The 26,645-nt window shown below is 56.3% G+C and carries 17 protein-coding genes and 2 pseudogenes; 4 read left to right on the top strand and 15 right to left on the bottom strand.

Features of this window, described 5'->3' with window-relative positions; all coding sequences use genetic code 11:
• Positions 1–177: 177 nt before the first annotated feature.
• A pseudogene (locus ACIPY9_RS09495) lies at positions 178–727 on the top strand (IS5 family transposase); the annotation flags it as partial.
• Positions 728–791: 64 nt separating this feature from the next.
• Here the strand turns inward: ACIPY9_RS09495 and ACIPY9_RS09490 are convergent.
• From ACIPY9_RS09490 to ACIPY9_RS09450, 9 genes and pseudogenes are all read right to left on the bottom strand, one after another.
• Positions 792–1,115 (bottom strand): hypothetical protein, encoded by a 324-nt coding sequence (locus ACIPY9_RS09490; RefSeq protein WP_400699848.1) that lies wholly within the window; start codon positions 1,113–1,115, stop codon positions 792–794.
• A 342-nt stretch (positions 1,116–1,457) separates the two neighbouring features.
• Positions 1,458–1,865 (bottom strand): Imm63 family immunity protein, encoded by a 408-nt coding sequence (locus ACIPY9_RS09485; protein WP_400699845.1) that lies wholly within the window; start codon positions 1,863–1,865, stop codon positions 1,458–1,460.
• Between the two features lie 2 nt (positions 1,866–1,867).
• Positions 1,868–2,257, bottom strand: coding sequence for a TNT domain-containing protein (locus ACIPY9_RS09480; protein ID WP_400699865.1), 390 nt, complete (start codon positions 2,255–2,257; stop codon positions 1,868–1,870).
• A 46-nt stretch (positions 2,258–2,303) separates the two neighbouring features.
• Positions 2,304–2,879, bottom strand: a complete 576-nt coding sequence (locus ACIPY9_RS09475; protein ID WP_400699842.1) for a hypothetical protein — start codon at positions 2,877–2,879, stop codon at positions 2,304–2,306.
• Entirely contained in the window at positions 2,879–3,256 is a 378-nt protein-coding gene (locus tag ACIPY9_RS09470; RefSeq protein WP_400699839.1) for a hypothetical protein, read from the bottom strand. Before ACIPY9_RS09470 ends, ACIPY9_RS09475 begins: the two co-directional genes overlap by 1 nt.
• A gap of 170 nt (positions 3,257–3,426) precedes the next feature.
• Positions 3,427–3,699 (bottom strand): colicin immunity domain-containing protein, encoded by a 273-nt coding sequence (locus ACIPY9_RS09465; protein WP_400699836.1) that lies wholly within the window; start codon positions 3,697–3,699, stop codon positions 3,427–3,429.
• Positions 3,696–3,971, bottom strand: a pseudogene (locus tag ACIPY9_RS09460) (colicin D domain-containing protein); the annotation flags it as partial. The pseudogene ACIPY9_RS09460 and the gene ACIPY9_RS09465, both read right to left, overlap by 4 nt.
• Before the next feature lie 844 nt (positions 3,972–4,815).
• A complete protein-coding gene (xerC, locus tag ACIPY9_RS09455) occupies positions 4,816–5,913 on the bottom strand; it encodes a site-specific tyrosine recombinase XerC (protein ID WP_400699833.1) in 1,098 nt (365 codons plus the stop codon).
• 12 nt (positions 5,914–5,925) lie between these two features.
• Complete coding sequence (locus ACIPY9_RS09450) at positions 5,926–8,772, bottom strand: toprim domain-containing protein (protein ID WP_400699830.1); 2,847 nt, start codon at positions 8,770–8,772, stop codon at positions 5,926–5,928.
• A 189-nt stretch (positions 8,773–8,961) separates the two neighbouring features.
• Here ACIPY9_RS09450 and ACIPY9_RS09445 point away from each other — a divergent pair, with 189 nt between their 5' ends.
• Entirely contained in the window at positions 8,962–9,396 is a 435-nt protein-coding gene (locus ACIPY9_RS09445; protein ID WP_400699827.1) for a helix-turn-helix domain-containing protein, read from the top strand.
• 54 nt (positions 9,397–9,450) lie between these two features.
• Positions 9,451–10,050: an RNA 2'-phosphotransferase gene (locus tag ACIPY9_RS09440; protein WP_400699824.1), complete on the top strand. Its 600-nt coding sequence runs from the start codon at positions 9,451–9,453 to the stop codon at positions 10,048–10,050.
• A gap of 391 nt (positions 10,051–10,441) precedes the next feature.
• Here ACIPY9_RS09440 and ACIPY9_RS09435 read toward each other — a convergent pair whose 3' ends face one another.
• The 6 genes from ACIPY9_RS09435 to ACIPY9_RS09410 all read right to left on the bottom strand — a co-directional run bounded on the left by ACIPY9_RS09435 (position 10,442) and on the right by ACIPY9_RS09410 (position 25,075).
• Positions 10,442–18,655 (bottom strand): filamentous hemagglutinin N-terminal domain-containing protein, encoded by an 8,214-nt coding sequence (locus ACIPY9_RS09435; RefSeq protein WP_400699822.1) that lies wholly within the window; start codon positions 18,653–18,655, stop codon positions 10,442–10,444.
• 52 nt (positions 18,656–18,707) lie between these two features.
• The gene (locus ACIPY9_RS09430) at positions 18,708–20,411 is read right to left on the bottom strand and encodes a ShlB/FhaC/HecB family hemolysin secretion/activation protein (RefSeq protein WP_400699864.1); all 1,704 of its coding nucleotides are present in this window, start codon (positions 20,409–20,411) and stop codon (positions 18,708–18,710) included.
• A 493-nt stretch (positions 20,412–20,904) separates the two neighbouring features.
• Positions 20,905–21,234, bottom strand: a complete 330-nt coding sequence (locus tag ACIPY9_RS09425) for a hypothetical protein (RefSeq protein WP_400699819.1) — start codon at positions 21,232–21,234, stop codon at positions 20,905–20,907.
• 525 nt (positions 21,235–21,759) lie between these two features.
• Positions 21,760–22,383 (bottom strand): isochorismate family cysteine hydrolase YcaC, encoded by a 624-nt coding sequence (ycaC, locus tag ACIPY9_RS09420; protein ID WP_400699816.1) that lies wholly within the window; start codon positions 22,381–22,383, stop codon positions 21,760–21,762.
• Between the two features lie 81 nt (positions 22,384–22,464).
• Positions 22,465–24,303, bottom strand: a complete 1,839-nt coding sequence (locus ACIPY9_RS09415; protein WP_400699862.1) for an amidohydrolase — start codon at positions 24,301–24,303, stop codon at positions 22,465–22,467.
• A gap of 145 nt (positions 24,304–24,448) precedes the next feature.
• On the bottom strand, positions 24,449–25,075 hold the full coding sequence (locus ACIPY9_RS09410; RefSeq protein ID WP_400699813.1) for an antibiotic biosynthesis monooxygenase: 627 nt from the start codon (positions 25,073–25,075) through the stop codon (positions 24,449–24,451).
• 294 nt (positions 25,076–25,369) lie between these two features.
• Here ACIPY9_RS09410 and ACIPY9_RS09405 point away from each other — a divergent pair, with 294 nt between their 5' ends.
• The gene (locus tag ACIPY9_RS09405) at positions 25,370–26,641 is read left to right on the top strand and encodes an MFS transporter (protein WP_400699811.1); all 1,272 of its coding nucleotides are present in this window, start codon (positions 25,370–25,372) and stop codon (positions 26,639–26,641) included.
• Positions 26,642–26,645 lie beyond the last annotated feature (4 nt).

The following is a 26,645-nucleotide window of genomic DNA, read 5'->3' as shown; positions in this document are numbered from 1 at the left end:
ATTACGAAGCGCTGCTGCCTTGGAACTGCTCGCCGGTCTCGCCTAGCTAAGCGCACCACCCATCATGAAGCTGGTGGGGTTTATGGAGCGCTTACGTTCAAAGTCTCAAGAGCAGACCTACTATTATGTACCTCAACTAGGTTTTGTATGAAAAGACTGATCATTCTGGACACCTAGATGATCGATTCCACTGCTGTACGTGCAACCCAAGCTTCTTCAGGTGCTGGAAAAAAGGGGACCTGAAGAACCCTTAGATCATGCGCTGGGACGTAGCCGAGGTGGTCTTACTACCAAGACTCACATGATCTGTGACGCCAATGGCGTTCCGTTACGCTTTGTGCTTTCGCCCGGTCAAACCAGCGATATCGCCCATGCCCAGCCGCTCATGGATCAGATGCGAATTCCCGGCAAGCCGGGGCGACCACGCAAGCGCAGTCGCTGGTTACTGGCTGATAAAGGCTATGACGCAGAACACCTGCGCCACTACTGCGACCGGTACCGAATGCAGCCGGTGATCCCGCTACGGGCTATGCCGTGCAAGCCTCGACCAGGTTTGCCTCGACTCTTTGATCGTCCGAAGTATCGGCAGCGGAGCATCATTGAACGGATGTTTGACTGACTCAAAGAGAACCGCAGGATCGGTACTTGCTACGACAAACAGACCAAAAATTTTTCGGCAATGTTTTCGCTTGCTCGTACGCTGCAGTGTTTGCGACAGTTAATTTAGTACAGACTCTAGATCATCACACCATTTAGCATAGGACACAGAGTCATCTATCGCCTTGCATCATCTAACCAACCGAAAATGATGAGAAATAAAACGAAAGCTTTTTATCCTCGAGCTCGCTCAACTGATAACGCATCCTATCAAAACCAGAATCCAGCTTGCTAACATTCATATGCATCAACTGAGTTAATCCACCACCAAAATCACGGGACGTAAATTGGCTAATATCAATGAATTTGATACGTACGACATCAGCCCCTATCTTTTCAGAGGCCGAAATCGATAGAAACAAATCATAAGCCATCCCATCCGCACTCAACTGAATACTAATTGCCTGCAAGCAGTTGTGAGAAACAAGCAACTCATTCAATTCTGGAAGACTAATCATTATTCAACCTCGTCTCTTTCCCATTAGCGCCATAACCTGGACCATATTCATAAATATGCGTGTGTGGGTCGGAATGATATTCCGCAGGCTTTCCTTGGCCCCCATATCCATGATTAGTGTAATCAGTTCTTTTAACCTGCCGGCCATACTCGTCGTACTCAATCACAGATTCTTCCAGCTTCCCAGTCGCGGAATTGTACCTCTCTTGTGTCACACTTTTTATTCCAGGAGTCGTCTGATGCGGTTTTTTCCCAGTAAATACCTCGTCTGGAAATATTCCTGTCTTTTCAACAGCTTCCGTCTTGTTCCCCGTAGCTTTACCTGTTACCTCTTTTGCACCATTTAACTATCTATGTATGGAGATAATTTTAGTATTTCACCAACATCCCGCCTTGCTAGCTCCGCCCATTCAGGCTTTATATCACCGAGCAGCTGTATAAATCTAAAAAAATAAAGCCTTCTTGTATCGCAATTGTCCGCTCTATTTTCAAGCTCATACTTAAGCGCCATCTGCCGCACGGCCCTGGCCATAATCCAATAAAGCAACTCATCCAAAGAATTGGTCGATTTACTATATATTTCATAACCTCGTTCAGAAGACACATAATTAAAGCTATTTTCGTGAATCTCGACGTAAGGTGCTCCATCATCTGCGGGGGCAGACAATATGACCAATAATGATTTTGGTGCATCAACTCTGACTCCAAGTTCGTCAACCATAGATTGTAATTCACGAATAGATGTAACCATTTTTACCGCACCTCTTTTATAAAGTGATTATCAATAAGCCATTGCACGTTAACTCTCTCAGAAAAGGCTGGCAGAATCTGTATCCCACCACCTGGTTCATTGAATGCAGGGGCAATTTTCCCTTGAATCACAGGCAAAGGTTTAAGCACTTCATATTCGTAGTACCCCCCAGCCTTTGAGCCAGGTGCTAATGCCCGCTGATCATATGGAGTACCTTTGGGCGACAGAAATGAACCATCAGGCCCACCATAGCGGTCCAGTTTGGTGCCAACTGGTAACGTATTTTTAACCGGGTCTTCAGCGAATCCTGAGTTTTTCGGCCATTCCCACCCTCCGTCAGCTTTCTTAAACTGGTCGTAGTAAGAAAATCCTCCAGCTTCATTATCGGCTATAGCACCAATTGAGTCAGGGCTCTTCGCAGTACTGCCTTTTGCACCATTAGCTTATCGGAATTTCCTCCAACTCAACTGCATTTAATTGATATTCCTCCAGCACTGAAAAATCATCAGAATTGTCATGTAATCCATGGGAGATGATAAAGCTCTTGCCCCCTGACAAACTAAAACGCAAGCCGACTTCACTGGGGCATTGGAGTTCCTTCGCACTCATCTGCCTGTGCTTAAGTATTGTCACACCAATTACACAACAACCGACAAGTTGCTTCCAAAAAACAGTAGAAAACCGCCCATACTCAGAAATAGCGAACAATTCCTCGTCACTACCCAATGAGCTCGGATTTTGATTCGCGCCCCTCGCAGCTTCATCCCAAACGATGACGCTATTCAGAGAAGGGTCACTCGAAAAGCCAAGGATTATGCCACCCTCAAAATAGACAGCTAAAGGTCCTGCCGTCAATGAGAAAGCCAATTCATCCTCAATACCACATTGAGCGGAAACTTCCGACGCAGGCCACCAGCTATACCTAACAAGCTTGGCGACCTGTTTACCAGTGAGACGTCGAAGAAACTCAATTGCAACTGAAGGCACCATTGAAGTCATATTCTTATCGCCCATTAAAATGGCCCATTCTTCTGTGCTGCTTGGATCAACAAGTCGATCATTCGAAGATTATTTTTTGACGGTGCGGAGTTAAATTTAACGGCAAGTGGATCAGCTACCACAACGCGCCCCTCATTGCTAATCAGGAACTGCAGGTCATTGATCTGGACATTATTACTTACCATTGTATTTCGAATACCTTGCAGATCTGAAATGCTTTGCTGATTCAGGAGTGACGAGTTGCCGACAGTGCGCACCTTCCCGTCCACAAGCCTCACGATATCTTTCGACCCTTGAGCAAACTGGTCCATCAGCATACCGGGGGTACCGTCAACACTCACGTATTGAGGATTCACAGTGGGAACTCCCGCATCATGCAGCTTGCCGAGCATGTTAATCTCATCGGAAATCACCTGCGAATTCGTTCCATTGCGCAAGACGCCAACTGCTTGATTGTCTCCATAGGCATAAACATCCTTATTACCGCCGCGGCCTAGTAAGTCTCCAAGATCAGAACGACCAATGTTCGAGCCTACAATGGCATCAGTACTTTTTGCACCAACTAATCAGTCACTATTTTTTGCGTCAAGCTAGCGACTTTAGATTTAAGCATTTCATCGTCCAACTCATACTCTTCCCTTGACTCATCTGGCTCGTACATGTCCGCTGCACAAAAAATGCTGGACAAGCATTCGCTCAGCAAAGGCTCATCGAGTTGAAGGAGATTCCTATCTCGCTCAATTTTCCAAAGCTCAATATACGCCTCAGAAAAAATTTCGACCGTCAGCCTTCCGGCCACATATGATCTTGCAAACTCCAAGAGAGTAAAACTCATCGTAGAACTCCATTTTTAATATAGTTATCAAACTGCTGAGTTCCTGGTGAGAGCTTAAAGCCCGTCACAAAATTTCCTGACGCATCGAGCACAACAGCGTTGTTGGTGCTCGAATTAAAGAACACCTTGGAGTCTTTTACGAATCCGTATGTACCTTGCTGAATCGTAGAAGAGGAACTCATGTGGGCTTTGATTGCAGACTCATACTGAGCAAGTGTTTCAGGATTTTTCTTTGTAGTCACCACACCAAAATCCGAAGCATGCTTGAATTTTTTATCGAGCTGCTTCTGGGTAACGCTAGTTAACGCCTCAGCAACACTATCACCTTTTGGACCAACAGTATCACCCGACGCGAATTTCGTTGTCTACACGCGCAACGCCAGACGTGGCGCGGCCTGCGCGCCGGTCGGCTCAGCTGATTCGCGCTCACTGAATAAAACCACCCCGACGCGGGTTTTCAGCCCGTCACAGCACACCCTGGATGACCCAAACCAGCCGACGACAAAAAGCCCCTGGCCGTTCGGTGGCGAAGCCATCGGACGGCCAGGGGCCAACAAGCGCAGCGCGTTAGGCTTCGGGGTTCAAAGGGGTTTCCCCTTTGGTACGGTCGATTGGTTACGAATGGCGCAGCTCATTTGTAAACAGTCGGTAACGTGCCTCTCCAAAAAGCCTGCTGGCTCTACGCCGGAGGGAAATTGCTCTGAGCTGCTCTAAATTGCTCTAAATTGCTCTGATTGGCTTTAAGTTGCTCTAACTTGCACTAATCGAGAAAACCTCGCCGCCCTACAAGACGCTAATCCAACGGGGTATCGGGGCGCAGCCCTGATCAGGGTTTTGTATGGGTGGTCTGCGTGCAGGCTGTCCGTACAAAACATTTCCTGTCCGACAGTTCACTCAGATTTATCACTCGACTCGTAGAGGCGGCTTCTCGGGATTCCAAGGGCACCCCTTTGGCACCGGATGTGTATACATCCATGGCGTGCCTGTATTTTTCGCCGTTGATTGAGGCCGCTTCGCGGCCTGCGGGGATGTCAGGCAGTTGTAGGGAGGTTGTCAGGCCTTTGTCATGACTACATGTGCTTGTCAGGCGCTTGTCATGTGTTTGTCTGGCATTTGTCAGGCCTGATCGCTCTCTTCGTCCGCTTCGGCGTCCAGAGCGGTTAACAGAGCTTCAACGGGCTCATCAGGAAGGGTTTCAGTCATGGTTTGGCTGGCTGTGTTCTGACGTTGCAAACGTGCTGGATGGGTCGCGGTGTGAATTTCTTTCAACGCCCGGATACTGACCTGAGTGTAAATCTGCGTGGTGTTCAGGCTGACATGCCCGAGCATGGCCTGGATGAACCGAATATCGGCCCCGTTCTCCAGCATCAGCGTGGCCATGGTGTGGCGGAACAAATGGCAACTGCCACGCTTGCCGATGTTGGCTTTTTCGATGTGTTCACGCACCAGTTGCGTCAGTCGATTGGGGCTGAATCCTTCGCCCTGTTGGGTCAAAAACAAGGTGCCATCGTCCAGACCCATCACAAACTGGGGCCGCACGTCGTCGCGGTATTTGGTGATCCAGGCCAAGGCCCGTTCACCGATGGGAATCATGCGGTCTTTTTTGCCCTTTCCCTGGCGAATCATCACCGTGCCGCGCTCGTAGTCGATGGCGCTCCAGCTCAGGCCGATCAACTCCATGCGGCGCATGCCAGTGCTGTAAAGGGTTTCCAGCATGGCCCGGTCGCGGATGCCGGTCGGGGTTTGAGTGTCCGGCACATTGAGGATGCGTTCGGCTTCGTCGCTGCTAAGGATGTGTTTCGGCAAACGCTGCTCCATCCTCGGTAGATCGAGGTCGGAAGCCGGGTTGTACAGGATGCGGTTGGTTTTGGTCAGCCACTTGAACCACACCCGAATCGGCGTGATACGCACCGTTTGGCTGCGCGCTGACAACGCTTCGCCGTCGGCTTTTCGATACAAAAAAAGATGACGCTGGTAGCGCTCTAAAATCGGTCGGGTTATTTCTTGTGGCCGGGTCAAACCTCGTTCATCACACCAGCGGATAAACGCAATCAGCAGGCTTTCGCGGTTGCCCACGGTGCGCTCGGAATAACCACGTTCGCGCTGGTATTGCAGGAACTGTTTCATCTGAAAATACAGGCTGCCGGGATCGCCCAGCGGGCCTATAATTTGTTCCGAAACTCGCTGCTTTTTGCTCTCGCCTTTTTTCGGCATAACCACCTCGACTTAGACGGCGCGGGACAACGCGGAGTGGTTTTTTTGTGGCGGCTGGATCAGTGGTTTTTGATTCAGGCCGACCGCTTCGGCCTCAACACCAGAAACGGCGTGGCTTTGCGCATGGTTGAGGGTGTCCGATTGAGTACCGACCATGGCCCGACCTGAGTCCGACCGTTTTTCTGAATCCCCCGACCGAGCGGATGTGGTGTCGAGTTGGTCGGCATCGATCAGGCCCATCAGGTGCGGTTGATGACCGCTTTTTCCGTCATACGTCAGGGTGTATTCATGGGCCAAACCCTTGCGGTGCAGCAGCAAATATTCCAGCTCGGCCAATCGGCCCAGATGGATTTTTAACTGAGTATCACCCCAGCCGGTGGCTTCGCGCACGTCCTTGCGGCCAAAGCGAAACTCTTTTTCTTTGAGTCCCTGCGCCTGACTTCGGACCTCGACCCAGCCTTGCAAAAGCTCCAGCAACCGCCGCGTTTGCGGCGGTAGTTCGTCCAGGGTGCGCCCAAGAATGTCGTGGGCCAGCCGGTTGGCCAACACAATGTCGCCCTGCGTGACCTCGATGTAAGCCAAGGATTTGCCTCGGTGCTCGACGTGTTTGATCGGGCGTTGATGCTGATGCAGCAAGGCAATGCAGCGAATCAGTGTCAGGTATTTCATGTGGTCGCGCCGGGTGCGGGTTTTGTCCGAAAGAAACGTCAGTTGGTCAGCAAACGGATTGACCACTGCCACGGTTTTAATCAGCCGCTGGGCGTTCTGATGCAGGCGGGTAATGGCCTGTTTTTCGGCGTCGGCCAGCAGGCCGTCGAGGGTTTGTTTTTTACGCTGGGCGGCATGGATCGCTTCGGTTTGCTCGCGGCTTTCGTTGATGGTCAGCACCAAACAGCGGTTGAGCAGCTCTTCGTCCACGTCGATCGCGGTGGTGGTGAGCATCAGCATCACCGGGCCTTTGACCGTGTATTGCTTGGTGATCAAGTTGCCGGTGGCTTCGTCCTTGCCGGTGCTGGCAATGGTCAACTCTCCGTCCGACTGCAGCAGTTTCAGGGCATAAGCTGCTTGGCGAACGCCCTCCTCTTCGGCGATGGCCAGGATCTTGTGTTGCAGATCCGTTTCACCAAGGTAAAACAGACTCTGCCCGGTCATGGCGCTGTACTGGATGCGTTCTTCTTCCGGCATCAGGTTTAGAACGGCATCCATCAGCGAGCTTTTGCCCGCCGCGCTGGATGACTGAATCAACACCGCCAAGGGCTGATCCAGCTTGCGGGAAACCGCCGCCAAGTACCCGGCCAGCAGGTTGTAGGATTCACCGACGACACCGCATCGGGTCAAATCTGCCTCGATGCGCTCGATCAGATTCGGCGCACGCAGCAGGTTCAACGCGGCCTGCTCATCCTCCGCGCTCAGTGTCGGGGTGGGATTTTTCGGGGCCAGTGCTGCCTGGATTGTCGCTTCCTGCAAACCTTCCAGCTTGAGCAACAACTTGCCCAGGTCGCGCTTGATGATTTCTTCCGGAACGCCCAGTTCGATGCTCGCCTGTTTCAAATAGCTGTAGCGGGCTTTGGCCGCATACAAATCAAAACTGTCCACGTAATAGGCCGCTTCGCGGCCCGTTACGTGCTCTTCGGCGACCTCGCGGCGCACCTGCACATTGACCCGCATTTGCTCCGGGCCGAGGTTCTTTTTCCAGCCGCGCACCCGCCATCGGCGGTCGGCCACCGCCAGTAAAAGATCGCCCTGGGCGTTTTCCGAAAACTGATCGGCCTGCGTTTCCGACTCGGGAATTGGCCCACCGACAACCAAAGTTTCCGAATCGGAAACTCCCGGCATCGGTGGCAACTCGGCGGTTGCCTGCGGCGCAGCGGCTAAAGAAAAAATAGTTTCTGGCTCAACCAAAACCGGCGTGCCTTTGCCCTGCCACAGCGCCTGTTGCAACAGTTCGCCCAGCGCCTGGGCCGGGTTTTCCACCTGCAAGGCGAAAGCGTTGGCGTCCATGCCCTGCGGAAACAGCAGACGGAAGACTTCGATGCCGGCAGAGCGTAGTTCCTCGGCCAGTTTTTCGGCTGCTGCGTCTCCCGCTGAGTCGCGGTCAAAAGCAATCACCACCCGCTGGGTGCCGTGGTGTTTCAGGGCCTGCCAATGATCTTGGGAAAACCCGTTCACGCCATAGGCGCTGATCACGTTGCGAAAGCCCGCACACCAAAAAGTCATGGCGTCGATCAGCGATTCGCAGAGAATAATTTCCAGGCTGGCCAGCAACGCGGCCTCGTTCCAGACCCCGCGCAACGGCGTGGCCAAGTACAAATGCCGTGGCTGATTGTGCAGTTTGTTGTTCGGCTGCATCCGCCGTCCGTAAAGCTGCATCACCCGTCCAGACTGCTCCGGCTGGGCGCCGTCTTCCAGACCAAACACCGGCACGACCAGACAACCATTCAAATGCTCATGCCCGGTGGAACGCAAAACACCCAAGGTCTGCAACTGCTGACGCACTTGGCGACCGGCTTGGGTGTGTCCGGCAGGCAAGCGGTAAGTCAGGGTTTTATTGGCATAGCCCAGCTGAAAATGCTCGATCAGCTCGGGATGATTCAGGCCGCGAGACTCCAGATAGGCCAGTGCTTCGGGCGATTGCTTGAAATTGGCGTGGTAGAACTCGACCACCGAACGCAGCAGCGCAGCGTCTTCGACCTCGGAAGCGGCAGAAGCCGGAGAGCCCGCGGCTAAAGAAGGAAGGTGTCGAGCATGGCTGCGTGACACACCAACTTTCTCCGTGTTCTCCAGCGGTGCGTCGTTGCGCAACAGTTGGACCGCGTGCGGCAACGACACACCTTGCGTTTTCATCACCCAATCGAGCACCGAACCGGCGGCTCCGCAGCCGAACCAGTGACACCTCACGTTTGAGGCGTTCCAGTTCGGCTTCGGGGATGCGGGCCATCGGGTGTTCTCCAAAAAGCTGTCAAGAGGGAAAAGCAAAAACAACTCGACGGCAATATACCACCAATAGTAGTATTTACAACAAGCAGTGGTAAACCATGGAGTACGTTAATGGCTGTCCTATTACAGATCTCGTCGACGACAGCCATGAGCATCACCAACGAAGAACGTGAATTTTTCATTGCCTTGGGCGAACGCATTGCCCGCCTGCGCAAAGAACACGGCATCACTCAAACTCAACTGGCCGAACGGCTGGGCGTGTCCCAGCAGACCATCCAAGCCTATGAGTCCGGCAAGCGGCGGATTCAGGTAGCGGCGTTGCCGGAGCTGGCCCGGCTGCTTGCGACCACACTCGAAGAACTGTTTGGTCAGCAGCAGGAAACCACTGTGCGTAAACGTGGCCCCGCTCCGAAATGGCAACAGCAACTGGAAGCCATCGACCAGCTACCTAAGAGCCAACAGAAATTCGTTGCGCAGATGCTCGATGCCCTGATCGCTCAGGCCACGACTAAAGCTAGCAGCGAAGGAAGGGAGATTTTGCAGTAAGTAAAAAGACTGCGACTAAATCCTGAAAAATCGAAAAATGCATGCAGGACAATCATGAATAACAAGCAACTAAACGAAACAAGCAAGTTTCTAAGTTATATCTTGCGCCATGAGCCTCACACTATCGGATTGCAACTCGACGCAGAAGGCTGGGCAGACATCAACTCTTTGATTACCGGCGCAGCGAAAGAAGGCCGCGTACTTGACCAGGCAATAATTCAGACAGTAGTAAATAGCAGTGACAAGAAACGCTTTACCCTCTCCGACGATGGCCAGCGTATTCGAGCCGCACAGGGACATTCAGCACCAGACGTAAACCTCCAACACATAGAGAAAGAACCGCCAGAATTCCTCTACCATGGCACTGCAACACGCTTTCTTGAATCTATTCTTCAGCAAGGATTGATTGCAGGTTCACGCCACCATGTGCATCTATCGCAGGAGACTCTGACGGCTATCGCTGTCGGACAGCGCTACGGTAAACCAGTGGTTCTGAAGATTGAATCCCTGCGGATGTACCAACAGGGATTTAAATTTTTTCAGGCTGAAAATAGTGTTTGGTTAACTGAAGCGGTTCCCGTTAATTTTATTTCAAAACAAAATCAACTGTCCGACAGCTCATTGGATAAAAATACATCTACAGCCAGCACATGAAAAGTAAGATTCTCTGACAAAAACTGAATGCTGAAATGCCTCAACTTCGGCGGTTCGTGACTCGACACGGAACGCCATGCTTTCAAGTTATTCCTTACCAATTCGGAGTCTATAAACTCGGTCAACTTACCCAACCGAAACTCACTTGGATCACCATCAAACTCAAAAATAGCACCTCCAGGGAATGGCTCCCGAATAAAGCATCGCACAGACTTGAACGCAACCTCCCGCCTTAAAGCCAGTACAACCTCTTCGCTATCAACTACAACCTCCTTCTCATACTCAATATCAAGTATCACATCCGAGCCAACGGAGTGGAATGATACTCTTGACTCACCATATCCTGGCAGCCACTCATATGGATCTAGTATTAATTTTGGCTGACCTATTTTCATGGACGCACCGAATTTAATTGCTCTGCGCCTGTCGGCGGCAATTTGTTATTTTTTAACTGATCTGCTGCCAAATCATTGAATGTCTTACCTGGATAAGCCTCAACACCTGTCTGATTTCGCCCGAACCACTCACTTCGAGGGATAGCTGCCTGCTCAAGCGCGGTAGAAGTTCGCGTATTCAAAATAAGGCGAGTCCCATTCATATCTACATAATCAACGGGAAGCTGATTCGGCTTAATTGTCCCAGCCCTCAAAGCGCCGGCTAAGTCATCAACTGTCTTGATCGGTGTGCCAGCCAGCTCTGAGTATACCTTTTGCCCATCCTCACTAAAGGATCGATCAGACTTGATTTTATTTTGAGCAAAATTTGCTTCTGTTAACGTCCCTCTCTCTGCATTAGCAAGGGTACCTGCGCCTTTTGCACCAACAGACGCTTCCCTAGCCCGCCAAAAACGCTCGATATACTCCTGGGTCCTGAGCGAGTTTATATTATCAATTGTATTAGGTCCACGTACACCAGCAGGTATCGCCAACGCAGCTATGCTTGTTGCATGCTCCCACGCCCCCGTAACCTTCGCCAACTCTGTCAGGTCATCTAATGCTCTCTTGGTCAAAAGGGCCTTGTACTGATCACATGTCACGGTCGTACAATTGAGTTCTTTTAACGCAGTCAATCCGCCCTGAATCTGGTTCAACATGGATTTGGCAACTACACCACTAACAGCATTTTTCGACCAATCGGAAACCTCGTCACTAGCCTGCTGGTATTTGCCTCCTACCCACGTTTTTCTTTGGCAGTCCTCATCACTCCCACAACTTTGCATGTCCCCAACAAAATCGCTCATATCACTGTGATTGAGGTTGTTGTAGAGAGTCGCATTGCTCGCCACCCACGAACCTGACTGCAAGTTACTCGCTTCATCACTGACCACCGCAGCAGCTAGGACCCCCAGCAATTGCGAAGACATCAGCATCAAGTGATCACGATTCTCTGGATCAATTTGTGCTGACATACGACGCAATTGATTGGCGAACGCCTCATTTACTCCCGCCGCCATTGCACCTACCGCAAAGTCACTACCTGACGCTTCGGCAATCATGCCTCCTACCATTGCATGTAAAGCGATTTTCTCCGGGCTGCCAGTCTTCAGCCCTAGATTGCCCACCTGATCAAAGGAATAGGCCGCTAAAGTGTTGTAGATGGCAGACTGCAAGATGCCGGACAGCGTCATGTCACGACCAAACGCTTTGGCAATCACTGCAGCAGATGTGTTGTTGATTAACTGCTGCCCGGCAAAATGACTAACTGCTTCAACCGAACCGAGGTCGATAACCGTCTTCCCATTGACCTCCTTGGTCATGGTCATGTCACCCAGATAGTTCTCGGCTACACCCGCAGTGACAGCAGCAATAGCGGCATTAGTAAGGCCGTCCTTGCTGATCATCGCCTTCACACCAGCGCCTAAATCGCCCTTGTTATTAATGGTTGCAACCGTGCCAGTAGTCGCCAGACTAGATGCGCCTGCTAGCGACCAGCCCCCAAGGCCGACACCGGCAGGGCCAAGCATGACTGTCATAAGGATGGCGATAGCTATCTGCGCAGCAGGCCCCAGCCCCGAGTTGTTGTACTTGAAGCTTTCGTGGATTTCCTTGACTTGCCTCCAATCCACATCACCGCGCTTTTCGGCCTCTTTCAGCCAGGCCAGTTGAGGATCGGCCTGGACCATCGCATCAATGGTCTGGCTGACGGTTTGCTGATCGACCTGCTTGATGTCAATCCGAAGCCCATCAACGGCCTTGATAACGATCTTGCCTTGAGCAACCAACTCACTCTGCCGAAGAGTCTCATCGGTAGTACCCTTCCCTTTCATCGAGAACCAAGCAGCACTGTTCTTGCTCTTGGTATGGCTCTCGTCATGCAGATCCTTCACCCCTTCAAAGGTGATCGCCCCGCCACTCTCCAGCGTCAGGTCATTGCCGCTGTCGAGTTTCGCCACCTGATACAGCTGGTCGCCGCCGCTTTTCAGGGTCAGGTCGCCGCCGGTGGTGATTTCGCTGCCGATGTTGCGGACGTCCGTCACTTCGTCACGTTTGGCCGCCTTGCTGCCGAAGCTGCCTTTCTTTTTCATGTCGTACAGCGTGTAGGTGCTGTTCTGAGCAGCGATCAGGCTGAGGTTCTGCCCGGCATAGACATAGGCTTCGTCGCCGGCCTTGAGTTTGCTGGCCATCAACGTGGCGTCGCGACCGGCTGCGATGCTCAGGTCTTCGCCCGCGGTGAATTCACTGGCGACTTGACGGCTTTCGTTGTCGACCTCGTGGATTTTCTTCTTGCCCTTCTTGTCACGGCTTTCGATGTTGTGTTCGTCGGCCGCTGAGGCCAGGTTGACGTCTTGTCCGGCGGTGACGGTCAGGTTTTCGCCTGCGCTGGCCTTGCTGGCCACGGCGTTGAGGTCGTTGCCGGCTTCCAGGGTCAGGTTTCCCCCGGCCGTGATGCTGGAGCCCAGTTGGGTGATGGTTTCTTCGACGTGCAGATCACGGCGCAGACGACCGCGGGTGACGGTGCGGTCCTGTACGGCCAGCAGGTTGATGTCGTTGCCGGCGGTCAGCGTGGCATCGCCGCCGCTGCTGATCTGGCCCTTGTTGGTCAGGTCGTTGGCCGCGTTGATCGTCAGTGCCGTGGTCGCGCTGATGCTGCTGCCCGCGTCCACCTGGGTGGTGCTGCCGCCGCCGAGCTTGAACTGAACGGCCGTACGGTCGTTGATGATGTCGCCGGTCAGACTGGTGAGGCTGACCGTGGTGGCACGGATCTGCCCAGCCATGGCATTGCGGATGCTGCCCTGGGCCAGCATCGTCAATTGGTCATTGGCCTGGGCCAGTCCGCCCTGGTAGAGGCTGCCACCGCTGACGATCGTCAGGTCTTCGCTGGCGCGCAGGGTACCGACACTCTTCAGGTCACCGCCCGTGATCATTTCCACGTTGCGACCCTGAACCAGGCTGCCGCCGCGCAGGTCACGGGAGTCCACCTTGGCCAGGTACAGCACCGGGGTCAGCACGGTTTCGCCTTCGATGACCCGCTCTTCCATCCAGACGATGTCATGGGTCAGGGCCGCGACCTGCTCCGAGGTCAGGCCGACGCCAACACTCAGGTTCAGCTTGTCCTTGCTGGCGATGGCGTTGTCCATCAGGTACTGGAACTGTTCGTAGTCGCTGCTCAGGCCGTCGGCCAGGAAGCGTTGCCCGGTCTGGGCGCGCACGGCGTCGGCAACCAGGCGGGTTTCATAGCGACCATCGCCCAGGCGACGCGAGGCTTCGGTGGTGTCGTAGCCCAACTGGCCGAGCAGGTAGTCCGAACTCATGAACCGTGTGGTGTCGGTCAGCGTCGGGTTGGTTTCGATCCGGTACGGGCTCGCCGGGTTGCGGGTCGGGGTGAACAGGCCGTACTCGCCCTGGGGCAGACGGAACCCCGTCAGTGCAGTCGGGTCGACGCTGACGAACGGCGCGCCGCTGAAATCCACCGGGACAAAGCTGACGCTGACGCTGCCATCGGCGGCCACGGCCTCGACGCGCTGGACGTCCTTGACCGGCCCAGACGCCCCGACCGGTGTGCCGAGGATGATCTGCTGCTGACCGGCTCCGGTGGTGCTGCTGTCCAGTGTTGCGCCGATGAGTTGCGCGGTCCCGTGATCGTCCAGGCTGCCGTTGACCAGTTCGCCGCTGACGTTGATGGCCAGTGTATTGCCAGCCTGGACGGTGCCGGTGTAGGTGGCACCATTACCGGGACGAATGGTATTGGTGGTGCTCTCGACCCCCAGGTTGGTGACGTTGGTCGGAATCGCTTCCTGCTGCTCGATCGGCAGGTGGGCGTTACGGGCATTCCAGCCGTTGGAGGCCGACTCGACGACACGGTAGGCACTCTGAGACCCCGTGAAGTAGTAGTTGGCGTTCTCTTCACGGTTATCGAGGGTGACACCGCGGTTGTAGAAGTTGGTGGCGGTGATGGTCGAGTTACGGTTGGCCGCCAGCAGGCTCTGGCCGTTGGTGACGGTTACCGTGTCGAGCAGCAGGTCGCGGTTGGCCAGCAGGCGCGAAGCCGGCGAATCCTTGAGGATGCTGCCTTCATAAACGGTTCTGACAATGTAGTAACCCCAGTGATAGTTGTCTTTGCAAAACAGGCAGTTGATTTCGATCCTGCGGCTGGCGATCTTCTGGGTGGCCTCGAACTCGGCCTTGGCATTGTTCAGTTCCCGCACCTTGATGTCGACATCGCTGGCGCTTTCGATACTGGCGGACAGGTTGCTCAGCAAGCTGGCACGGCTGCCGTCCACGGCAGAAAAGCTCAGGGCACCCTGGCTGTAGATGTCCGCGTAACGGTTCAGCAAGCTGTCGGCGCGCAACGTCATGGCGCCACCGGCAAAGATCAGGCTGTCGGCCTGGTTGTTGATGTCACGGGTAGCGGTGAGCGTGAGCAGTTGCTGGGCACCCAGGGTGCCACGGTTGTCGATGCGATTGGCGACCACGCTCAGGTTACCGCTGGAGGTCAGCCGACCGAGGTTATCGAGGGTACCGCCCAGGGTCAGTTCGGCATTGCCGCCACTGGCCATGCGTCCGCCGTTCTGGGTCAGGTTGGCAGCAGCGAGGCTCAGGACCTGTTGGGTCGAGATCAACCCCTGGTTGGTGACATCGCCGGACAGTTTCAACGTCAGGTTGCCGTCGCTGAGCAGTTCGCCCGCGTTGTTCAGGCTGACGGCTTCCAGGCTCAGGCTGCTGGCGCTGGAAAGGCGGTCACCCGCGTACAGGGCCATGCTCTGCAGGCCGCGGATGTCGAAGGCGTCATTGAAGTGCCAGACACCGGTGCCGTCGACGTTGGTGATGTTCCAGTCGCCACTGCCCAGCCCGACCAGACGCCCCTGAGCGCCCTGCAGACTGGTCGAGAGCAGGCTGAACTGGCCGGTGGCCGCATGCTCGATCTGGCCACCGCTGTTGAAGAGGGTGACGGCCTGAAGATCCAGGGCCTGGCTGCCGATGGCAATGCGTCCATTGCGGTTATCCAGATCCCCTTGCAGGGCAAGACGGCTCAAGGTGCCCTGATGGGCGAGCACGCGCCCAGAGGCGCTGTTGTCCAGACTCTTCGCGTTCAGCAGCAGAGCCTGACTGGCTTCGATCAGACCGCCCTGGTTGGTCAGGCGACCGAGCGTCAGGTTCAGGTTGCCCGCCAGACTGGTGAGGCTGCCATTGCTGTTATCGACGTCACCGGCGTTCAGGGTCACGTCGCGGGCGCTGATATTGCCGCCCTGGTTGTCCAGATTGCCCTGAGCCAGATCGATATCCGCCAGACTGCCGCCGGCCAGAATACTGCCGTTCTGATTCTGCAACGCACTGGCCGTCAGTTTCAGGCCATCACTGCCCGACACCAGTTGACCGCTGACGCGGTTGTCGATGTCGGTCTTGGTGTCCACCACCAGACGGTTGCCCAGCACCTGCCCGCCCTGGTTGTCCAGGCCTGCCAGGGTGCTGGTCAGTTGCACTTGATCGCCGACGATCACGCCCAGGCGATTGAGCAGGCTGCCGGCTGTCACGGTCAGATCGCCAACCGTGGATTGCAGACGCCCCTGGCTGTTATCGAGTGCCTGGGCAAGGGTGACGGTCAGGGTGCCGCTGTCGGCGATGACGCTGCCCTGCTGACTGTTATCGAAACTCGTGCCGGTCACCGTAACGTTCTGGCCCAGCAGGCTGCCACCCTGGCTGACCATCGTGGTACCGCCGACCACCAGATCGGTGGCGGCCTGCAAGGTGCCGCCGGTATTGTCGAGACGTCCGGTGCTGATCACTGTCGCCGCACCGGTACGGGCATCGATCAAACCCTGGAGGTTATCCAGGCTGCTGCCGGTGACCCTGACCGTCTGGCCCAACAGCTTTCCGCTGTTGTTGACCAGCTCGGTGCCACTGACCACCAGTCCGGTTTCGGCCAACAGGCGACCCCGGGTGTTATCGACACGTCCGCTGCTGGTCACCGTCGTCGCCCCGACGCTGGCACCAATCAGCCCTCCGGTATTGTCCAGACTGGCCCCGGTAAAGGTCACGGTCTGTCCCAGCAGATTGCCGCTCACGTTGAGGACGTCGGCTCCCGTGACGGTCAGATCCGTGGCGGCCTGTAGCGTACCTTCGGTGTTATCAAGCGTCCCGGTCGTTGTAACGCGGGTCACTCCGGTACTGGCCGCGATCATGCCTTTCGTGTTGTCGAGGCTGGTGCCAGTCACGGTGACGGTCTGGCCCAGCATCTTGCCGTTGTTACTGACCAGCTCAGTGCCGCCGACCACCAGATCGGTGGCCGCCTGCAAGGTGCCCTCGGTGTTGTCGAGAGCGCCACTGCTGGTCACGGTGAGCGCACCGTTGCGGGCGTTGATCCTGCCCTGAGTGTTATCCAGACTGGTACCGGTGACGGTCACCGTCTGGCCCGACAACGTGCCGTTTTTGTTGACGAGTTCGGCCCCGCCAACCACCAGACCGGTTTCGGCCTGCAGCGTACCAGCAGTGTTATCGAGCTTGCCGGTGGTGGTCACACGGGCTGCGCCGGCACTGGCCCCGATCAGGCCGCTGGTGTTGTTGAGGCTCGCCCCGGTAAAGGTGACAGTCTGCCCCAGCAGGTTGCCGCTCACGTTGAGTACGTCACCCCCTGTGACGGTCAGGGCAGTTTCAGCCTGTAACGTACCGCCGCTGTTATCGAGCTTGCCGGTGGTCGTGACACGTGCCGCACCGACGCTGGCACCGATCAGGCCGTTGGTGTTGTCCAGACTGGTTCCGGTAAAGGTGACGGTCTGCCCCAAGAGGTTGCCACTCACGTTGAGCGCATCGGCTCCCGTGACAACCAGCGCAGTGGCGGCCTGAAGTGTGCCTTCGGTGTTATCGAGACGGCCGCCGGCGATGATCGTTGCAGTGCCAGCGCGAGCCCCCATGACACCCTTGCTGTTATCGAGCGCCTGCCCGGCAGTGACGCCAAGCGTGCCCGCCGCGACGACCGATCCGGCGTTGCGCAGGTTTTTCGCCTCGATCTTCACATCGCCCGTGGTGTTGCGAGTGTTGTCGGCGTTGATCCCGGCCTCAATGGCTCCCTGATTGCTCAACAGCCCCTGACTGGTCAGGGTCACGTTACCGGCCGCAGCCAGACTCTTCTGGCTGGACAGATCGCCATTGGCGTCGATATCCAGATTGCCGCCCGCATGCAGCGCTTCATTGGCCTGAACACTCTGAGCCTTGACAGTGACATCGCCGCTGGCGGTGGTCCTCGCCATGGTCAACAGACCGTTGGCATCAATGTTCAGGTCGCCAGCACTGGCAGCCATCTCGCCATTGAGCCGGACACCCACGCCCTGTTCCGTGCCCACCAGCCGGATCGCACCGGCGTACATCCCGCCCAGGGCCGAGCTGTCGATGGCCAGTTCCGGTTTGACACTGCCATCATCAGCCAGCGCCGTGGCGTCCAGGGTCTGGGCATCGACGTTATTGCGGCCCGCGATGATGTTGAGCTTTTTCGCGTGCAGTTCGGCGTTGACTTTGGCACTGCGGGTGATGATGTCGAACTGGTCGAGGTTGGTGGCATTGAGGCCGGCACCTTCGAGGCTGACGTCCCCGCCCTGGACCTCGTAGCGCGTGATCTGCCCCTGATCCAGAACCGGCTTGCCGGTGGTCAGGGTCGCCTGTGGCGTGTTGATGAAGCCGCAACCGTCACAGGTAATGCCGTACGGGTTGGCAATGATCACCTTGGCCGAGGAACCCGCCACTTCGGTGTAGCCCTTGAGCTGGGTGCGGTTGTTGCTGACCACCTCGTTGAGAATGGTGCTTGCCGCCTGACCTTGCAGGTTGCTGTTGCCGATGATGATCCCGCCCAGCTGGGTGCTCTGGGTCTGGGCCGTGGCGTTGTTGAGGATCACCCCCTGGCTGCCGACGTTGTACTGCTGGTACTGGTTGTGCGACAGCCCGTTGGCATTGGGCGCGGCAATGTTGACGATCGGCACCCCGTTGCCCGCCGCCCCGAGGCTGGTGCTGCCCCCGCTCACCACGATCCCGTCGGCCTGCGCCCACATCGGCTGCCAGAACATCGCATTGGCCAGGATCAGCGCAATACCGCGCTTGGGCATCCCCCAGAAACGCTCACGCGGTTGCAGGCTGGCCGAAGGTTGACGGGCCAGGAAGGCGAAGTGTTTGACGTCCATGCGGGGGTGTTCCTGCGGGGGATCAGAAAAAGGGTAAAAAGGTCTGGAGGGCTCAGAAGAACAGTTCGAGACGGAAATAGATCGGTGCCTCACGCTCGCTCAAAGCGGCGGGCCGCTCCAGCGAATGCGCGAAGGTGACGTTGGCCGCGAGGTATTTGCCTCGTGTGAAGAACTCCACGGCGCTGCTGGATACCCGGCCGTTTTCCCCTTCACTGTTGGCATCGTGGCGAATGACGCCCTGGTCGTAGGACAGGCTCATGCCGTATTGCTGCAACACCGGTTGCAACCAGTCCCAGCCGACCGGCCGGGTCCAGCGCAGGTCATTGCGCCAGTAACCGCCGCTGTCACCGGAGAGGAACTGATCCTTATAACCACGTACGGCAGACTGCCCGCTGATACTCAGGCGCTGGCTGTTATAGAGACGGTCTTCGCTGCGCTGGCCGGTGGCCAGACTGTTGAAGCTGAAGTTTTCACCCCACAGCTGGAATGGCTGCTGATAACTGAGGGTGGCGGTGTATTTGCGGTAGCGGGCCGTAGGCTCATTACCCGAGGGATGGCCATCGTCCATGGCGTCCAGCGCCCCGCTGCCCTGTTGCATGCCCAGGTCAAGGTTGGCGAACGCACTGCCGATCAATCGGCCGTGGGTGATGCCGAATTGCGTCTCGGTGATGCGTTGAGCACCGCTCACCAGTTCGCTGTCCTCAACAAAACTGCGGGTACGCAGGTGGCTGATGCCGATATTCAGGGAGGTCTTGCCCCGGGCATCGCGCTGGATCACCCGATCGGCGCGTAATTGGTGTGTCTGGCTTTCACCGGTGAACTTGAAATCGATCCCGGCCCCCTGCCCCAGGGTGCGGTATTCGCTGTCGTTGTAGGTGTAGCTGAAATTCCACCAGCCCCATGGCAGGTTGTAATTGAGCATGCTGCTGTAGGCGCTGCGCTGATGATCGCTGACGGCATCGCGCCCGCCACGCAGGCTCAACTGATCGGCCAGCCCCAGTGGGCTGTCCCACTCCAGACCTGCGCCCCATTGTTGTTCGCCGGTGCTTTTCTGGCCGTTATTGTGCCGGGCCAGCGAAACGCGCCAGGGTTTCTGCGGGGTGTTCTTGACGAGCACATCACTGCCCCCCACGGCCTGCCCCGGAGTCAACTCCATCTTGGCCTGATTGGACGGCAGACGATTGAGCTGATCGACCATCTGCTCGATCTCGCGCAGATTCAGCCTTTCGCCTTCCTGCCCCGGAAAGGTCATGGCCAGTTCACGCTCGGACAGACCGTCGCCCTCCTCGCTGCGAAGGTTTTCCAGCTTGCCTTCTACCACCATCACTTCCAGATGCCCCTTGGAGAGGTCCTGTTGCGGCAGGTAGGCGCGAGTGGTGACCAGCCCCTTGTCGACGTAGTGGTCGGTGATGGCTTTCAGTATGTTGTTGAGGTGGGCAACACCCAGGCATTGCCCCAGAAAAGGCTTGAGCAGTGCCTCACGCTCGCCGTCTGACAGCGAGTCGGCGCCCTTGAGCTCGATGTGATTGATCGTGAAGCAGCGCGTGTCGACCGGCTCGGCCGGTGCAACCGGAGCCTGTCGATTGCCCGGTAGCTCCTTGAGTTCCTCCAGGCGACGGCGTTGCTCTTCGAGCAAACGCTCCTGGCGGTCACGGATCAGGTCCTGCTCACCCGGCGTAGGGGCCGCCAGGGCCGAGAAAGGCGCTGTAACGAGCAGCGTCAGCAGGACGTTCCGAAAGATGAAGGGGGTCACGATGCGTCCTTGCGGTATCAAATTGATATCACTTAAATGAGGGCGGCGATCGTAGACCGTCATTTCAATGTCGTCAATTTTTTGTAGCAGCCGTGTATCGGATTTGTTACCTAAGGATTGGAACCTGCCGGCACGCGAATTTCCTGTCTGCATCTGCACTGCTGCCTATCAACCTTGCAGCCGCAGAAGCGCACCGCCAACCATTGAAAATGGCGTGCCTGAAACAATGACGCCACAAGCGATCATCATTCACAGATTTGTCTGGAACCTGCTTACAGGCACTCGCCACTGCATGAAGAATGGAGCGCACTGTAATTCAGGGATAAGAGATAAAAAGACTAGATATATACCGCATGCCCAACAAATGTTCATGCTTGAATGAATAACAACAAGAAACAGCTACAAAAAAGTGGACAACCTATAAATAAAAAGTGTGCTTCCGGCTACGAAAGCACACTCCCATTCAGCAGGTAAAATCAGTGACCGATACTATTGATCAATACGAGTGTTCAGCAACACGAGCACCGGATGGCTGCCTTGTTTTCTGCCACTCGCTTTTCAGGCTTTGCAGCATGCGCTCCATGAAAACCGTGTCTGCCGCGGCCTTTTTGCCAACGTAGCCCTGGCCGCGACGGAACATTTTCAGGCCGGCGCGCATATCAGGATGCGCTTCCCGGAACTCGCTTTCCTGAGTGCATGGCGACATGGGGTCAACATGCACTTCGCCCGAGTGGGCTATCCACAACATATGGCTGTCCAGAGTATCCTTGCGCACGGCAAACAGACGAGCCAGCTCATCAATAGTCGGATGATTGTTTATATTCATGTTGATGCTCCTTCGCTCGTTAACCTGTTCAATACCATTGATATATAAACTTGCCTGTCAGGCGATTCGCGAACGAGACCATGTATCCGTTCGCTCACGGTATTCCTGATCCAGAGAACGTGCAGGTAGCCTTGATATAAAGCCACTACAACAAGGCGGTGTCTTGCAAGAGGAAAAGCAGCGAAAGCCAAGGAACCTGGCGGATGACCGTTGCCGGGTCAGCCACAAGCATCATGAGGACGTTTCGCCAGCTGCTCGCCTTGTCGGACGTGCCATGCCGGGTCAGCTTCATCAATCTGCCTTGTGGGCAGCCTGCATCCGGGAACATCTCGACGGCTTGCCGAGCGTGTTCAGTACATTTTTCCAGCGCTCCCGATCAGGGAGACGACTGCATAATGCAAAAGGAAAAGGGAGACGTCAACCAATATGTAGTGATTATTTTTGATCACTACATATTTTCTTCTCTTCTGACAGGACAGCGCCGCAGTGACCGTACAGTCACTGCGGCGCCGGGGTGCGACCCGCTTATCGGGCGGTGAAGGCGGTGTAGCTGTTGATCAGGTTGCGATAGTTGGGGATGCGCTGGGAAAGCAGGTTGGCCAGGCCTTCCATGTCGTTGCGCCAGTCGATCTGCAGTTCACAGGCGACCGAGAACCAGTTGACCAGTTGAGCACCGGCCGCGCTCATGCGCGCCCAGGCGGCTTGCTGGACCGTTTCATTGAACGTGCCGGAAGCATCCGTCACCACAAACACCTCAAAGCCTTCGGCCAGGGCACACAGGGTCGGGAACGCTACACACACGTCGGTGACCACACCGGCGATGATCAACTGCTTGCGACCGGTCGCCTTGACGGCCTTGACGAAGTCATCGTTGTCCCAGGCATTGATCTGCCCCGGGCGCGGGATGTACGGAGCGTCTGGAAACATTTCCTTGAGTTCAGGAACCAGCGGGCCATTGGGGCCTTGCTCGAAACTGGTGGTCAGAATGGTCGGCAGGTTGAAGAATTTCGCCACATCGCCCAGGGCCAGAACGTTGTTCTTGAACTCGTTGGGAGAAAAGTCCTGGACCAGCGAAATAAGGCCTGTCTGGTGATCGACCAACAGAACCGCTGCGTCATCCTTGTTCAAGCGTTTGTACGGGGTGCTCATGGTTGACTCCTTGGTTTTATCAAGATTCAAGACGGTCAATGATGGCCATCGACCGCGCAGTTGCAGGCAAGGGTGGAACAATCAGAACGCAAAGCACGAACAGCCAAACGCGCCCCAGAAACCCTGGAAATCGCTGACCGGCACGCTGGAAAGCCGCGCACGTTCATGGCTGTGGGAATGGACGGCGCAAGGGCCGCTGCATTGATGAACCTGGGCGAGCACCGGTGAGGACGGACGCCAGTGCCCGGCCACTTTCGCCACGGGCGACCAGTCCGGCAGGACCGGCAGGCTCGGTGGGGCCAGTTTCTCGAAATCGCCGGAACCGAAGACAACCTTGCCATCTACGACAGTCAGTACCGACTCGATCCACTTGATGGATTCCTCATCGACACTGAAGTAGTCCGCCGACAACGCAACCAGATCTGCCAGTTGCCCCACCTTGATCTGGCCCTTCTTGCCCTGCTCGGACGAGAACCAGGCGCTGCCATGGGTGAACAGTTCCAGTGCGGTTTCACGAGGCAAGCCCTCTGGATACAGTTCAAGCCCGCCCACCGTACGGCCACTGACCATCCAGTACAGCGAGGTCCAGGGGTTGTAGCTGGAAACCCGCGTGGCATCGGTACCGGCGCCTACCGGCACGCCTTCGGAGAGCATGCGCTTGATCGGCGGCGTCATTTCGGCAGCCTTGGCGCCATAGCGGTCGACGAAGTATTCCCCCTGGAACGCCATGCGATCCTGAATCGCAATGCCGCCGCCCAGCGCACGCACCCGTTCGATATTCTTCGGGGTAATGGTTTCGCAGTGATCGAAAAACCATGGCAAGCCATTGAACGGAATATCGCGATTGACCTTCTCGAAAACATCCAGCATCCGGCTGATGGACTCGTCATAGGTCGCATGCAGCCGGAATGGCCAGCGATGCTCCACCAGGTGCCGGACCACGGGCTCCAGATCCTGCTCCATACCGGCTGGCAGGTCCGGGCGAGGCTCAAGGAAGTCCTCGAAATCGGCGGCCGAAAAGGTCAGCATCTCCCCTGCCCCGTTATGCCGCAGGAAGTCGTCGCCCTGATGCAGGGTGACCGACTGGGTCCAGTTCTTGAAGTCGGCCAGCTCTTCCTTGGGCTTCTGGGTGAACAGGTTGTAGGCGATGCGCACTGTCAGTTGTTTTTCGCGACCCAGTTGCTCGATGACCGCGTAATCGTCGGGGTAGTTCTGGAAACCGCCGCCCGCATCGATGGCGCTGGTGATGCCCAGCCGATTGAGCTCGCGCATGAACTGCCGGGTCGAGTTGACCTGATATTCCAGCGGCAGTTTTGGACCCTTGGCCAGGGTCGAGTACAGGATCATGGCGTTGGGTCTGGCCACCAGCATGCCGGTCGGATTGCCCTGCGCATCACGCACGATCTCGCCGCCCGGCGGATTCGGGGTATCACGTGTGTAGCCCGCCACCCGCAAGGCGGCGCGGTTGAGCAAGGCGCGGTCATACAGGTGCAACACGAACACAGGCGTATCGGGGGCCGCCTGGTTGAGTTCTTCAAGGGTCGGCATGCGCTTTTCGGCGAACTGGAATTCGTTCCAGCCCCCCACCACACGTACCCATTGTGGCGTCGGCGTGCGGTCAGCCTGTTCCTTGAGCATGCGCAAGGCATCGGCCAGCGAGGGCACGCCTTCCCAGCGAAGTTCCAGGTTGTAGTTGAGGCCGCCACGAATCAGGTGCAAGTGTGAGTCGTTGAGCCCCGGAATCACGGTACGTTTCTGCAAGTCGATGACTTGAGTCGCACTGCCACGCAATGCCATCACTTCAGCCTCGCTGCCCACGGCCACGAAACGCCCGCCACTGATCGCCACGGCACTGGCCTTCGGTTTTTCACGATCGACCGTATGAAATTGACCGTTGAAGAGAATCAGTTCGACATTCATCGCAGCACCTTTGGCAAAGGGTTGAGAGGCACCGGCGTAGCCGGCAAAGGGTAAAGCGGGCAGGATCGCTGCAGCGGCACTCAGCAATGAGCCCTTGGCAATGAACCGTCGCCGTTGCAGGTCGGTTTTATCGTCACTCATGACTTCACTTTCCCTGTGGTTCTTTGATCGTGGCCTTCAACCAGGGCGCAAACAGGCGCGTGGCCGCAGGCATCAGCAGATACACCACCAGCAACACGATGGTCGCCGTCACCAGTGCATTGCTGACCAGATAGCCGGACAGCCAGGGGCTGAGCGCCAGAACCGGTTTCCACAGCAACGGAATCAGCAGGCTCAGCGGCAGGATCACCAGAAAGGTCACACAGGCCTGTTTCCAGCGCGGAGGCGGCGTGACGTCATCGCTTGGCGGGGTGAACCAGAATTCGTTGTGCGGATTGACCTGTGTCTGGTCGCCATCGGCCAGCATGGGCTCGGCTTCCTGCACCAGTTGTCGCCGCTCGCTGGAGTCCAGCCAGTGCTGCATGGCGTCGGTGGAGTGAAAGCGCAGAACACAGGTGAACAATTGCAGGCCGGCGGACTGGCTGCGGATCACATCAACGCCCAGATGCCCCGGATAACCACTGGCAATAGTGACGATACGCCGCAACCAGGCTTCATAGGCCGACTCTTGCCCGGCCTTGATGCGATGCTTGATGACCAGCGTGACGACTTCACTGAAGACCGTACTGGCCACGGCACGCGCTTGTACGTCGAGACGAATGGAATCGGACATGGCCAGCAGCTCCGTAAGCAACGAGTGAATATCATCGGGCCAGGCGAAAACGCGCTTGACCGAGAGAGATAGTGCCGTTGATTACAGGCCAGGAATTGAACGTATGTGCTGTCTTGTACCTGAGTCGATACATTCAGAAGGCCAGCATCAAAATGCCACCAAACCGATGCCTGAACAGATCAAAACCGCTCTGGAATCAGTGTTCTAACGATTTTTATTGACCCATTGCAGGCCTGACATCGCGAAAAAGGACTATGGTATGAGGCCACCATCTGTTGTAAGTGAGCCTTTACCATGTCGTCGGCCCCCTCCGGAACCTTATCCATGCGCTCCGAGCGGCTGCATCCGGGTTTTGTCATCGCCTGGTTGTTCTGCGCCCTGTTCTACTTCATTCAATACTCGTTGCGTTCCGCGCCCGGCGTGATGATGCCCGAGCTGACCCACGCATTCGGCCAGAATGTCGTGGCCATCGGAGCCCTGATCGGGCTCTATTACTACACCTACTCCGTATTCTCGATTGTCGCGGGCGCTGCGCTGGATCGTCTGGGTGCCAAGTATGTGATCCCGCTCGGCATATTGATGGTGGCCATCGGGGCTGCCCTGTTCGGACTGGGGGAATTGCAGGCCGCCCAGCTTGGGCGTCTGCTGCAAGGGGCGGGCTCGGCCTGTTCCTTTACCGGCGCGGTGTACCTGGCGACCCATGGTTTTCCGTCACGTTATCTGGCTACAGCGGTCGGTTTTACCCAGTGCTTCGGCATGCTGGGTGGATTTGCCGGGCAGTTCGGGGTCGGCCCGCTGATCCATGGCACGATTCTGTGGGAACAGTTCTGGTTTCTGTCCGCCGCCTGCCTGTTCGTCGTCGCGATTCTGGTGATGATCGCAACGCCCAAAGGCCACGATGCTCTGCCAGCAGGCAGCAGCAATTCGATCGGTTCGATATTCGCACCCTACAAGCAGGTACTGAGCAACCCTCAGTCCTACCTCTGCGGTTTCAGCGCAGGCCTGCTGTTTCTGCCCACCACCATTGGCGACATGATCTGGGGCGTGCCTTTTCTGCATGACGGCTTGTCGGTCGATTACGCCGAGGCGGTGAACCGCAGCAGCATGGTGCCGCTGGGCTGGGTGATCGGTTGTCCGTTGCTGGGTTATATCTCTGATCGCCTCGGACGGCGTAAGCCGGTCCTGATTGGCGGTGCGCTGCTGATGTTCGTGTCCTGCGCCGCGATTCTCTATCTGCCCGCTGGTATTGCACCGCCATACCTGTTCGGGCTGCTGCTGGGCATTGGTTCGGGGGCAGCAATGATTCCTTATTCCATCATCAAGGAAGTCAACCCGGACAACGTAAAAGGCAGCGCAACAGGCGCCATCAACTTTCTCGTCTTTACGTTCAGTGCCTTGCTGACCCCGGTGTTCGGCCATCTGCTGACGCGTCTTGCCGGGGGTAATGCGTTGAGCCTTGACGTGTTCCAGGAGGCCGGGGTCTATCTGCTGGCAGGTATCGTACTGGCCATTGTGCTGGCCGCCTGCCTGCGTGAAACCGGCCCGAACGGCAAGGTCAACGCATAGCGAA

The sequence above is a fragment of the Pseudomonas sp. NPDC089734 genome (genome assembly GCF_044748865.1).
Classification (GTDB): Bacteria; Pseudomonadota; Gammaproteobacteria; order Pseudomonadales; family Pseudomonadaceae; genus Aquipseudomonas.
The sequence above is the reverse complement of the archived record's forward strand: the minus strand, read 5'-3'. Positions and strand labels throughout refer to the sequence as shown.

Bases quoted from the DNA above. Each gene is read 5' to 3' on its own strand.
- ACIPY9_RS09475 (WP_400699842.1), bottom strand. From the start codon at position 2,879: ATGGGCGATAAGAATATGACTTCAATGGTGCCTTCAGTTGCAATTGAG.
- ACIPY9_RS09470 (WP_400699839.1), bottom strand. From the start codon at position 3,256: ATGCTCGGCAAGCTGCATGATGCGGGAGTTCCCACTGTGAATCCTCAA.
- ACIPY9_RS09425 (WP_400699819.1), bottom strand. From the start codon at position 21,234: ATGAATATAAACAATCATCCGACTATTGATGAGCTGGCTCGTCTGTTT.
- ACIPY9_RS09415 (WP_400699862.1), bottom strand. From the start codon at position 24,303: ATGAATGTCGAACTGATTCTCTTCAACGGTCAATTTCATACGGTCGAT.
- ACIPY9_RS09445 (WP_400699827.1), top strand. From the start codon at position 8,962: ATGGCTGTCCTATTACAGATCTCGTCGACGACAGCCATGAGCATCACC.
- ACIPY9_RS09440 (WP_400699824.1), top strand. From the start codon at position 9,451: ATGAATAACAAGCAACTAAACGAAACAAGCAAGTTTCTAAGTTATATC.
- ACIPY9_RS09405 (WP_400699811.1), top strand. From the start codon at position 25,370: ATGTCGTCGGCCCCCTCCGGAACCTTATCCATGCGCTCCGAGCGGCTG.
- ACIPY9_RS09410 (WP_400699813.1), bottom strand. From the start codon at position 25,075: ATGTCCGATTCCATTCGTCTCGACGTACAAGCGCGTGCCGTGGCCAGT.
- ycaC (WP_400699816.1), bottom strand. From the start codon at position 22,383: ATGAGCACCCCGTACAAACGCTTGAACAAGGATGACGCAGCGGTTCTG.
- ACIPY9_RS09435 (WP_400699822.1), bottom strand. From the start codon at position 18,655: ATGGACGTCAAACACTTCGCCTTCCTGGCCCGTCAACCTTCGGCCAGC.
- ACIPY9_RS09490 (WP_400699848.1), bottom strand. From the start codon at position 1,115: ATGATTAGTCTTCCAGAATTGAATGAGTTGCTTGTTTCTCACAACTGC.
- ACIPY9_RS09465 (WP_400699836.1), bottom strand. From the start codon at position 3,699: ATGAGTTTTACTCTCTTGGAGTTTGCAAGATCATATGTGGCCGGAAGG.
- xerC (WP_400699833.1), bottom strand. From the start codon at position 5,913: ATGCCGAAAAAAGGCGAGAGCAAAAAGCAGCGAGTTTCGGAACAAATT.
- ACIPY9_RS09485 (WP_400699845.1), bottom strand. From the start codon at position 1,865: ATGGTTACATCTATTCGTGAATTACAATCTATGGTTGACGAACTTGGA.